The 10970-nt window shown below is 70.9% G+C and carries 8 protein-coding genes and 2 pseudogenes; 5 read left to right on the forward strand and 5 right to left on the reverse strand.

What is annotated here, in order from left to right:
* The 3 genes and pseudogenes from AUL35_RS07305 to AUL35_RS07315 form a co-directional block, all read right to left on the reverse strand.
* A pseudogene (locus AUL35_RS07305) lies at nt 1-213 on the reverse strand (hypothetical protein); the annotation flags it as partial.
* A gap of 32 nt (nt 214-245) precedes the next feature.
* Nucleotides 246-1229 (reverse strand): BMP family protein, encoded by a 984-nt coding sequence (locus AUL35_RS07310; RefSeq protein WP_062013724.1) that lies wholly within the window; start codon nt 1227-1229, stop codon nt 246-248.
* A gap of 104 nt (nt 1230-1333) precedes the next feature.
* Entirely contained in the window at nt 1334-2626 is a 1293-nt protein-coding gene (locus AUL35_RS07315) for an amidohydrolase family protein (RefSeq protein ID WP_062013541.1), read from the reverse strand.
* 240 nt (nt 2627-2866) lie between these two features.
* On the opposite strand from AUL35_RS07315, the gene AUL35_RS07320 reads away from it, so the two are divergent.
* From AUL35_RS07320 to AUL35_RS07345, 5 genes and pseudogenes are all read left to right on the forward strand, one after another.
* A complete protein-coding gene (locus tag AUL35_RS07320; RefSeq protein ID WP_062013544.1) occupies nt 2867-3661 on the forward strand; it encodes a GntR family transcriptional regulator in 795 nt (264 codons plus the stop codon).
* 76 nt (nt 3662-3737) lie between these two features.
* Nucleotides 3738-5299, forward strand: a pseudogene (locus tag AUL35_RS23140) (putative N-acetylmannosamine-6-phosphate 2-epimerase).
* Between the two features lie 3 nt (nt 5300-5302).
* The gene (locus AUL35_RS07335; RefSeq protein WP_062013550.1) at nt 5303-6634 is read left to right on the forward strand and encodes an ABC transporter substrate-binding protein; all 1332 of its coding nucleotides are present in this window, start codon (nt 5303-5305) and stop codon (nt 6632-6634) included.
* A 67-nt stretch (nt 6635-6701) separates the two neighbouring features.
* Entirely contained in the window at nt 6702-7577 is an 876-nt protein-coding gene (locus AUL35_RS07340) for a carbohydrate ABC transporter permease (protein ID WP_082666181.1), read from the forward strand.
* Between the two features lie 7 nt (nt 7578-7584).
* On the forward strand, nt 7585-8397 hold the full coding sequence (locus AUL35_RS07345; protein WP_062013554.1) for a carbohydrate ABC transporter permease: 813 nt from the start codon (nt 7585-7587) through the stop codon (nt 8395-8397).
* Between the two features lie 24 nt (nt 8398-8421).
* Here the strand turns inward: AUL35_RS07345 and AUL35_RS07350 are convergent, their stop codons facing one another.
* Nucleotides 8422-9138, reverse strand: coding sequence for a GntR family transcriptional regulator (locus AUL35_RS07350; RefSeq protein WP_062013556.1), 717 nt, complete (start codon nt 9136-9138; stop codon nt 8422-8424).
* Between the two features lie 147 nt (nt 9139-9285).
* The gene (locus AUL35_RS07355; protein ID WP_062013558.1) at nt 9286-10965 is read right to left on the reverse strand and encodes a M14 family metallopeptidase; all 1680 of its coding nucleotides are present in this window, start codon (nt 10963-10965) and stop codon (nt 9286-9288) included.
* Nucleotides 10966-10970: the final 5 nt, after the last annotated feature.

Here is a 10970-nt window from a genome sequence, read left to right on the forward strand (position 1 = left end):
GGCGTCCTCGGCCCGCAGGCGGTCGAGCCGTTGCGCCGCCGCGCGCCCCGCCGCCGCGTCGAGAAAGGTGACGGCGCCGAAGTCGGCGAGGCGCTCCGCGGCATCCAGCGCCGCCTCCATCGCTTCGGTGGCCGAGATCCGGCCGTCGCGCACGGCGGACCCGAGCGCGGTGGCATCGCCGCCGGCGAGGGGCTCGTCGGCGGATAAGGGCATGAGCGGAGACGGCATGGCTGGGCGGAGGACGGTCAGCCCGGCTCGCTCGTGTTCATCGGCACCTCGAACGTGCCGGCCTTGATCGCGGCGCGGCGCTCCTCCATCGGACCGACGGCCTCGGCGGGCACCTGCGCGGCGTCGAACTGGATGTCGTTGCCGCCCGTCTTCATCAGGCTGAAGGGCGTGTAGTTCTTGCCCGTCGGCTGGCCGGCCGCCGCGTCCGCCACGGCCGCGTCGAGGATCGGGCGGAAGTTCCAGATGGCGTTGGCGAACACCGTGCCGGGATAGCGCGGCGTGTAGTCGATGAGCGACCCGATCGCCTTGACGCCGCGCTCCTTGGCCGCGTCCGCCGTGCCGATGCGCTCGCCGAACAGGATGTCGGCGCCGGCATCGATCTGGGCGAGTCCGGCTTCGCGCGCCTTCGGCGGATCGAAGAACGTGCCGATGAAGCCGACGAGGTGCTTGGCGTCGGGCCGCACCGCCGTGACGCCCGCCTGGAAGCCGTTGATCAGCATGTTGACCTCGGGGATCGGGATGGCGCCGACCGAGCCGAAGACGCCGCTCTTGCTCATCTTTCCGGCCAGCATGCCGGCGAGATAGGCCGCTTCGAAGTTCCACGTGCCGAAGGTTCCGAAGTTCTCGCCCGCCGGCTCGCCCGACGAGCCCATCAGGAAGGCGGTGTCGGCGTATTCGCCCGCCACCTGCCGCGCCTCGCTCTCCACGGCATAGGACTCGCCGACGATGAGCTTGGCGCCGCCTTCGGCGTATTCGCGCATGGCGCGGCCGTAGTCGGGTCCGCGCACGCCTTCCGAGAAGACGTACTCGATCTTGCCGTCCTTGGCCGCGTTCAGGAGCGCCTGGTGAAGGCAGGAGTTCCAGGCGTTCTCGACCGGCGAGGCATGGATGCCCGCGACCTTGAGGGGCGCCTGCGCAAAGGCGCGGGGCATGGAAAGCGCCAGGCCGACGCCCGCCGACCCCAGAAGAAATCCGCGTCGCCCGATCGATCCCGTCGTCATCGCCATCTCAGCCCCTCGTCCCATGCCCTCGGATGAAGGGCATGTGACGGATTGCCTCTATTCGTGTCAATCGGCAAGGCTGCCGGGGAAATGGACAGGAACAATCAGCCGGCGGCGCGCGGCACGTAGCTCGACGGGTCCACGACGCTCTCGCGGCCAGGGATCGACAGTCGGCTCGTCTGCGGCTCGGCGCGGGCCAGAACCTTCCCCTCGCGCACCACGAGGAGGCGGCGCGCCTTGAGGCGGATCGCCTCGATCGGATCGGCGGCCTGGAGGAGCACGAAGCTCGCGGCCGAGCCGACCGCAAGCCCGTAGTCCGTCAGGCCGATCGCGCGCGCCCCGTTCACGGTCACCGCGTCGAAGGCCGCGCGAAGCCCCTCGCGCGAGGTCATCGGCGCGATGTGGACGGCCATGTGGGCGACCTCCAGCATGTCGCCGGAGCCGAGCGCGTACCAGGGGTCCATGACGCAGTCGTGCCCGAAGACGACGTTGACGCCGGCCGCCATGAGTTCGGGCACGCGCGTCATGCCGCGGCGCTTGGGGTAGGTGTCGTGGCGGCCCTGCAGCGTGATGTTGATCAGCGGGTTGGCGACGACATGAAGCCCGGCCTCGCCGATCAGGGCGATCAGCTTCGAGGCGTAATAGTTGTCCATGGAATGCATGGACGTGAGGTGCGAGCCCACCACGCGCCCCTGCAGGCCGTGGCGCACCGTCTCGGCGGCAAGCGTTTCCACATGGCGCGAGAGCGGGTCGTCGCTCTCGTCGCAGTGGAGGTCCACCGGCAGGCCGCGCTCGGCGGCGAGCCGGCACAGGGCCTCCACCGAGGCCGCGCCGTCGGCCATGGTGCGCTCGAAGTGCGGGATGCCGCCCACCACGTCGAGCCCCATGTCGAGCGAGCGCGCGAGAAGCGCCACCGCGCCGGGGCTGCGGTAGTAGCCGTCCTGCGGAAAGGCGACGAGCTGGAGCTCGAGATAGGGCCGCACGCGCTCGCGCAGCTCGATCATCGCCTCCGCCGTGCGAAGCGTCGGATCGCTGACGTCGACATGGCTGCGGATCGACAGCAACCCCTGCGAGACCGCGAGGTCGCAGTAGCGCAAGCCCCGCTCTACCATGGCCTCGACGGTGAGAAGCGGCTTCAGCTCGCCCCAGAGCGCGATGCCCTCGAGAAGCGTGCCCGAGCGGTTCATGCGCGGCAGGCCGAGCGAGAGCGTCGCGTCCATGTGGAAGTGCGGGTCGACGAAGGGCGGCGACAGGAGGCGCCCGTGCGCCTCGACGCGCTCGCCCGCCTCGCCCTCGATCCGGGGCGCGATCGCGGCGATGCGGCCGTCCTTCACGGCCACGTCCATGCCGGTGCGGCCGTCGGGCAGCGTCGCGCCCGCAACGAGAAGATCGAACATCGCAGCCCCTTGGTGGTCACTCGCGGCAGCCCCGGCAGAGGGGGTGACCCGCGTGGGAAAATCGGGCGGATGTCCACAGGAGCGGGCGGCCGAGGTCAAGCCCCTCGCCGGCGGATCCCCGGTGGAGCTGCGACCGGGCCGCGCCGCGGACACGCGGTGCCCGTTGCGCCGCCCCCCGCAAGCGGCGTATCGCGGGGGGGCCATCCCATCCGCCCCGCCCACCGCCACGGTTTCCCCTCGATGACCGCTCCTCCCGACGACGGCGCCGAGCCCAGAGTCGCCCCCGGGCCCGGCGGCGGCCTGATCGAGCGCCTGCGCGAGCGCTTGGCCGCGCCGGACTTCGCGGAGCCGCTCTATGCTCGCCTATCGCGCGAGCTCGCGCAGGAGATCGCGGCGGGGCGCCTGTCCATCGGCGAGACGCTGCCGGGCGAGCGGGTGCTCGCCGAGGGTCTGGCCCTGTCGCGCGTCACGGTGCGCAAGGCGATCGACGGGCTGGTGGAGGCCGGACGCCTCGCGCGCCGGCCCGGCGCGGGCACGGCGGTGGCGGGCCGGGTGGAGAAGTCGCTGACGCGCCTCACCGGCTTTTCCGAAGACATGGCCGCGCGCGGCCTCGAGCCCGGCTGCGTCTGGCTCCTGAAGGAGCGCGCCAACGCCGACATCGACGAGGCGCGCGCGCTCGGGCTCCCGCTCGGCGCCGCGATCCTGCGCCTGCACCGGATCCGCACCGCGAGCGGCGCGCCGATCGCCTGGGAGCGGACCGCCGTGCCGGGCTGGGTGCTCGGCGACCCGGACGCCGTCGACCAGTCGCTCTACAAAGTTCTGGAGGCCGTGGGCGCGGCGCCCGTGCGGGCCGTGCAGCGCCTGCGCGCCGAGGCCGCGACGCGGGTCGACGCCACGCACCTGCGCTGCAAGCCGGGCTCGCCCCTCCTGGTCATGGAACGACGCTGCTTCGAGCGCGAGGGGCGCATCGTGGAGAGCACGGAGTCGCGCTATCTCGGTGAGGCCTACGACTTCGTCACCGAGATTTTGCGATAAGACCGGTACGATACCGGTTGCATTCTCCAACCGTTCGGTTAGCGTCCGGAAACCGATCGCGGACATCTGGACCCCCGTGCGCCTCTCCGATCTCGACCGCAAGCTGATCGTCTCCTGCCAGCCCGTGCCGGGCGGTCCGCTGGACAGGCCGGAGATCGTCGCCGCCTTCGCCCTCGCCGCTCTCGACGGGGGCGCGAGCGGCCTGCGGATCGAGTCGGTGCGCTATGTCGAGGCCGTGCGCGCCGTGACGCGAGCGCCGATCATCGGGCTCGTCAAGCGCGACCTCGACGATTCCCCCGTTCGCATCACGCCGACCTTGGAGGAAGCCGCGGCGCTGGCGCGGGCCGGCGCCGACATCGTCGCCTTCGACGCGACGCGCCGCCCCCGGCCCGCCGGCGTGCGGGAACTCGTCGAGGCCGTTCAGCGCGAGGGCGCGCTCGCCATGGCCGACTGCTCCGACGAGGAGGACGCGAGGCAGGCGCTGGCGGCGGGCGCCGACGTCGTCGGTTCGACGCTTTCGGGCTATACGGGCGGTCCCGAGCCGGTGGACCCCGACATCGCGCTGATCTCGCGCCTGCGGCGCCTGACGCCCCATGTCGTCGCGGAAGGGCGCATCCGCACGCCCGACCAGGCGGCCGAGGCCCTGGCGGCGGGCGCCTTCTGCGTCGTGGTGGGCTCCGCCATCACGCGCCCCGAACACGCCACGAGCTGGTTCGTGTCGGCCATGGGCGCGGTCGCGCCGCAGCCCGCGACGGCGTGAACGCCGTGGCCGGGGTCCTCGCGCTCGACGTCGGCGGCACGAAGATCGCGGCAGCGCTCGTGGAGGGCGGCCGGATCGTCGAGCGCCGCGCCTTTGCGACCCCGCGCGAACGAGGCGCCGAGGTCTGGCTCGACGCCATCGCCGACGCCGCCCATCCCTGGCGCGGACGCGCGCGGGCCGTGGGCGCGGCCCTGACCGGACTGGTGGACGACGGGCGCTGGTCGGCCCTCAACCCGCGCACGCTGCCCGTGCCGGACGGTCTCCCGGTCGAGGCCGAGTTGTCGCGCCGCCTCGGGCTCCCGGTCCGCGCCTGGAACGACGCACAGGCCGCCGCCTGGGGCGAGGCGCGCTTCGGCGCGGGGCGAGGCGCGGATGAGGCCACGGTCGCGTTCCTCACCATCTCCACCGGCATCGGCGGCGGCATCGTCTCGGGCGGACGGCTCCTCAGCGGACTGGCGGGCCATTTCGGGCAGTGGCGCGAGGGCGGCGACCCGAGCGCGCCGCCCGCCGAGGACGCGGTCTCCGGCCGCTGGATCGCCGCCGAGGCGGCGTCCGCCGGCTTCGATGCCGACGCGCGCGCCGTGTTCGATGCCGCACACGGGGGCGAGGCGTGGGCCGAGGCGATCCTCGAGCGCTCGGCCCGCCGGGCCGCCGCCCTTCTCCTCAACGTCCAGCTCGCGCTCGACCCCAACCGCATCGTCATCGGCGGCGGGATCGGGCTCGCGCCCGGCTATCTCGACCGCCTGGATGCCGCGCTCGGCGGCCAGCCCGCCCGGCTGCGGCCACGCCTCGTTCCGGCCGAGCTCGGCGCGGACGCGGGGCTGATCGGCGCCGCCGACCTCGCTCTCACCGCCATCTCCACCGCCGAAAGGGTCTGATCCATGCCGAACCGCGCCCGACGCAGTGCCTTTCTTCTCGCCGCAACGCTGGCGAGCTTCCTGTCGGCCGGCGCCGCCGACGCCAAGGTCACGGTCCTCGGCTGGCCCGGCGGTCCCGAGGAGGCGGCGTTGCGGGCCGCGGCCGACGCCTACAATGCCAAGTCCGATACGGCCGAGGCCGACAAGGTCGACCTCCTGTTCTTCAACCGCGAGGGCTTCTGGGACAAGCTGCAGGCGGACCTGGCCGCCGGCACCACGGCCTTCGACGCCAACCTGCTGGCCACCTACTCGATCGGCCGCTACGCGCCCTTCATGGAGCCGGTCGAGCTCGACCCCTCCGCCGCGAAGGTCGTCGGCGAGCCGGTGCTGAAGACCATGCAGTTCGAGGGTCGGCAATACGGCGTGCCGACCGACCTCTCGATGCACTTCCTCTACTTCCGCAAGGACCTCGTCGACGCGCTGCTCGCCAGCGACGAGGCCAAGGCGACCTATGCGAAGATCGCCAAGGAGCGGCTCGGCCTCGACCTTCAGCCCAAGGCCCCCGCTGACTGGACCTGGGACGACTTCGCCGCCACCGCCCTCTACTTCACCAAGGCGGTGAACCCCGACAGCCCGACGCGCTACGGCACCGTCCTCCAGATGAAGAACCTTCTCTTCAACATGATGGTGTTCCAGTCCCTGCCGCGCGCCTATGGGGGCAACTGGGAGGACGCTTCCGGCAAGGTGAGCGTGGACTCGCCCGCCTACCGGCACGGGCTCGAGCTCTACAAGATGCTGACGGATGCCGGCGCGACGCCCAAGGACTCCCTGTCCTACGAGTTCGCCGAGGCGAACGCGGCGTTTGCGTCCGGCCAGGTCGCGGCCATGGTGCAGTGGAACGCCGCCGCGCCCGTGCTCACGGACCCGAACCAGTCGCCGGCGGTCGCCGAGACCACCGCGACCGTTCCCCCGCCGGCCGGACCGGACGGGCGCTTCACCCATATCCACTCGCTCGGCCTCGGCTTGTCGAAGACCGCGCCCAACAAGGCGGGTGCCGCGAAGTTCCTGCGCTGGATGTCGACCGAGGAGGCGGCCCTCGCCTATGCCAAGGCCGGCGGCGCGCCGGCTTTGACGGCTGAGGTCGCGGCCAAGATCGCCACCGAGCGGCCGGACCTCGTTCCGCTCGGCGAATACGCGGTGAAGTACGGCTTCGTGATGAACGGGGCGACCTCGGCCAACGCGCTCTCGGTCTACGAGCTCCAGGCCAAGGAGTTCACCGGCTACTGGAGCGGCCAGCGCTCGCTGGACGAGGCGCTGAAGGCGACCGAGACCGGCATGGCCGACCTCCTGAAGTAGGCGTGCGCCTCCTCGGCAACCGGCGCGGCCCTTGGCGGCCGCGCCACCGGACACGGGTTCTCCTCCCATGACATCAGCGATGCGCGGCGGCACGTTCGGCTGGTCCGTCCTGATGGCGCCGCTCGTCCTGTTCCTGCTGGCCTTTCTCGGCTTCCCGGCGCTGGTGAACCTCGTCTACTCCGTCTCGGAGGTCACGTTCCAGACGTTGCGCGAGCCGAAGCTCTCCGGCTTCGGGAACTACGCGGCGGTTCTCCGGGACGGCGCCTTCTGGAGCGCGGCCGGCTTTTCCTTGCGCTTCGGCCTCGTCACGGCACTGATCGAGTGCGGGCTCGGCCTCTTCCTCGCGGTCTTCCTCGCCCCGCTCCTGGCCAGGCGCTCCGTCCTGATCACCGGCCTCATGCTGCCGCTCATGGTGGCCCCCGCGCTGGTCGGCCTCATGTACCGCCTCGTTCTGCACGAGTTCGTGGGACCCCTGCCCTACTATCTCCTCGAATGGACCGGCGACAGCCCGGCCTTTCTCGGCCCCGACATGGCGTTCCGCACGCTGGTCGCCGTGGAGGCGCTGCAGTGGACGCCCTTCGCCTTTCTCCTGTTCCACGTCGCCTACGGCGCGATCTCGCAGGACGTGCGCGACGCCGCCGCGATGGACGGCGCCGGTGCCTGGCAGCGCCTGCGCTTCGTCGAGCTGCCGCTCATGCTGCCGACGGTCGCGGTCGCCTTCTTCATCCGCTTCATCGACGGCGTGCGCGTGTTCGACAACGTCTACGTGCTGACGGGCAGCGGGGCCGGTGGCTCCACGCAGTCGCTGTCGATCTACATCTACGAGAGCTTCTTCCGGCAGGGCGCGATCGGGCGGGCGGTCGCCGCCTCGGTGGTGCTGTTCGCAGCCTCGTTCCTTCTTCTCTACGCCTTGAACCGTGTCTCGCTGCGGCGGAGGACCTGACGCCGTGATGATCCTGCGCGTCGCCGTCTACCTCGTCGCCGTTCTTCTCGTGAACCTGCCGGTGATCGTGACGCTCGTCACCTCGTTCAAGTCGGCGGCCGAGATCGCGCGCAATCCGGGCCTCTGGATCGAGGCGCCGACGCTCGCCAACTACGCGCGCGTCTTCGCGGATGCCGGCCGCGTCGACATGACGGGCTACCTCCTCAACAGCCTCGCCGCTTCGCTGACGGGAACGGTGCTCGCCATCCTCCTCGCCTTTCCGGCCGCCTACGGCATCGCGCGAAGCGGGCTCGGGCGCCGGTGGCTGATGCCTCTCGTCGTGAACCTGCGCGCCATGCCGCTCGTGATCTTCGCGATCCCGATCTACATGATGTTCCAGTGGGCGGGGCTCCTCGACACGCGTCTCGGCCTCGGGCTGGTGCTCGCCGTCGTCAACCTACCGCTGACGCTGGTGCTGCTCCTCAACGGCGTCGAGGAGGTGCCCTTCGAGATCGAGGAGGCGGCGGTCATGGACGGCGCGGGCCGCCTGTCGCGCATGCTGCGGGTGGTCGCCCCGCTCTGCCGCCCGGCCTTCGTCACCGCCTTCGTGTTCGGCTTCATCACGGCCTGGAACGAGTTCCTGTTCGGCCTGATCCTGACGACGCGCGACGCCGTGCCCGTCACGGTCGGCGCGTCCTTCTTCTTCGCGTCCGGCGGCGGCGGGGTCCAGTGGGGCGTCGCCTCGGCGGTCATGGTGTTGGCCGCCCTTCCCCCGGTGATCCTCGGCAGCGTCCTCTACCGCTATCTCGCGGGCTCGCTCGCCGGCGCGGTCAAGGGCTGAAGGCCAGGCCTTGGCCGGCCGAAGTCAGTGGGCGCCGTGCCGGCGCCGGCCGCGCTCGATCATCAGCATGTGGTCCTCCAGAGCGTTGCGGATCTCGTCCTCGTCGACAGGCGCCGCCATACGCTCCAGCATCCAGTCGCGGAACGCCTCGTGCTGGCGCACAACGGCGCGCAGGTCCTTGTCGCGGTAGCGCTCGAAGTTGAAGACGATCAGGACGTGCCGGGCGATCGTGTCCCACAGCGTTCCCACGATCGCGTTGCGGGCGGCGTTGCGGAACACGCGGTGGAAGTTGAGGTCCGCCTGGAGCGAGGCCCGCACGTCGCCGACGCGCGCCGCGCGCCGCATGTCGTCGATCGGTCCCTGGAGCATGGCGGGATCCTCCAGCCCGGCCGCCCAGTTGCCGATCGCATCGCGCAGGAGAAGCGCCTCCACCTGGAGGCGCGCCTCCAGGATCTGCTGCGTGACCCGCGCGTCGAAGGTCGCGACCTTGTAGCCGCGATGGCTTCCCCCGATGACGATGCCCTGCGCATGAAGGACCTTCAACGCCTCGCGGATGGGAACGCGACTGACGCCGAGGCGCTCCGAGAACGAGGTCTCGATGATCCGCTCGCCGGGCTTCAGGTTGTTGGTGGCGATGGCCTCCGCGATGGAGTCGGCGATGGAGTCGGCGAGCGCGAGGCGGAGCGGCTGGCGGAGCGTACCCGAAGGGGAGCTGTCGTCTTCCGGCTCGTGGTCTGCCATGCCATCTCTCCCGCGCCGGCGCGACGCACAATTCGCTATCGCACGATGTTATAATGTAGACGATATGGCTGCCTCAAGACACGGATGCTTGCGCGGCTGCCCGCCGGCGGCCGGCGCGCGACGCGCCGGTTGCGATGCCGCCACCTCTCAGCCGAGCGATGCCTCGCGCCGATCGACGCCGCCCTTCTGCGAGCGCGCGACGACGCGCACCCCCGCCCCAGAGCCGCTCGAGCGCACCAGCCATTCCACCGGCTTGGCGACGGCGCTCCACTGCTGGCCCCAGGGCGACCAGGGGTAGAGCCGCTCGTTGCGCCCGGCCAGATGCCCGAGTTCGACCCGGGCCGGGTTCATCACGACCTCTCCGCCCTCGACCTCCAGCGCGACCTCGACGGGTTTGGCCGCCTTGTTGGCGACCGCGACGTCGGAGAGGTTGGTCGGCAGGTAGCCGTGGTTGGCCACCACGGCGCGTATCTTGAAGAGATCGGCGCCCATCGGCTCGACTTCCAGCGTGTCGACGCGAACGCGCGGGGCGGCTGCGGCATGACGCAGGTTGAACAGGGCGTTGGCGCGCGCGATGCCCTCCAGAAGCGCGGGCGGCGGGTTGCGGTAGCTCCAGATGTTGACCATGCCGCCGATCTCGATGGCGCCGAGCTGCGGATGCTCGAAGGGGCGCCAGTCACGCCAGGCGCGTTCGCCCATGTGCTCGCGCACGTAGGTGTAGACCTTCTGCTGTACCTCCTCGTTGCGCGGGTAGAGGTTGTAGTAGCCCACCTTCTCGACGCCCGCCTCGCGCTCGAGGTCCCAGAGTTCGGTGCCGAAGGAGATGATGCCCATCTCCTCGTAGGTCCAGTCCATCAGCCCGCCGCGCCGGACCTGGGTCTTGTCGGGCGTGAAGTCCTCGTAGATCGAGACCGTGGGGTAGCCGGTGAGCTCGGTGCCGACCTTGCCGATCTCCTTGTAGAGCGTGATGTCGCGCGCGCTCATGGCGCTGTCGGGCCTGGTCATCGAGGGGCGCATGATGATGCCCCCGTGCGTGTGGTAGGCGCACATGCCGCAGATGTTGGGATGGTCGAGGATGAAGCGCGCCATGGCGGCGGCTTCCGGCTCCGACAGCGGATGCTCGCCCGCGCCGTATTCCTGCGGCGACCAGTTGGTCGGAAAGTTGCGGTTCATGTTGCCGTCGAAGGGCTTCTCGATGGCGACGTTCGCGCCGTCGTAGTCGCGGATCGTGCCTTCGGGGTAGAGGCGGAAGTAATCGCCGCCCTCCTCGCCGGGCGCGCGCTGCACCATGATGTCGGGATTGCGGGCGCTCTTCTTCCACTCGCCTTTGGGATCGGGCACGCGCATCCAGACCAGGAAGCCGTCGCCGTCGACGTCTTCCGGAATGAGCCCGGCATGACGGTCGGCGCCCGGCATGAAGCGGCCGTTGCCGCACCAGTTGTAGTAGGGCGGCTGGAGCGAGAGCTCGGCGCCGTCCGGGTTGATGCGCGGCAGGACATAGAAGACCTGCGTGTCCAGAAGGCGCGTCGCCTCCTCGTCCCGGCCGTAGTTCGTCAGGAGGTGCCAGATGGCGTAGAGCGCCGTCGCGCTGGTCGCGTGCTCCTCGGCGTGGATCTGGGCGTCGATGTAGTAGCCGGGCTTTTCCGCGGCGGGCCCCGTGTTGGGGTTGGTCATCTCCATCACCCAGACCTCGCGCCCCCCGAACGAGCGCGCGAGCGAGCGCAGCGTGGCGAGCCTGGGGTAGCGGGCGGCGAGCGCCTGGAGGCAGGCGGTCATCTCGTCGTAGCTGTAGTAGCGGTCGAAGCGGATGTCGGGCTCAGCGGTCATGAAGG

This window comes from Aureimonas sp. AU4, from assembly GCF_001463765.1.
Taxonomy (GTDB): Bacteria; Pseudomonadota; Alphaproteobacteria; order Rhizobiales; family Rhizobiaceae; genus Aureimonas.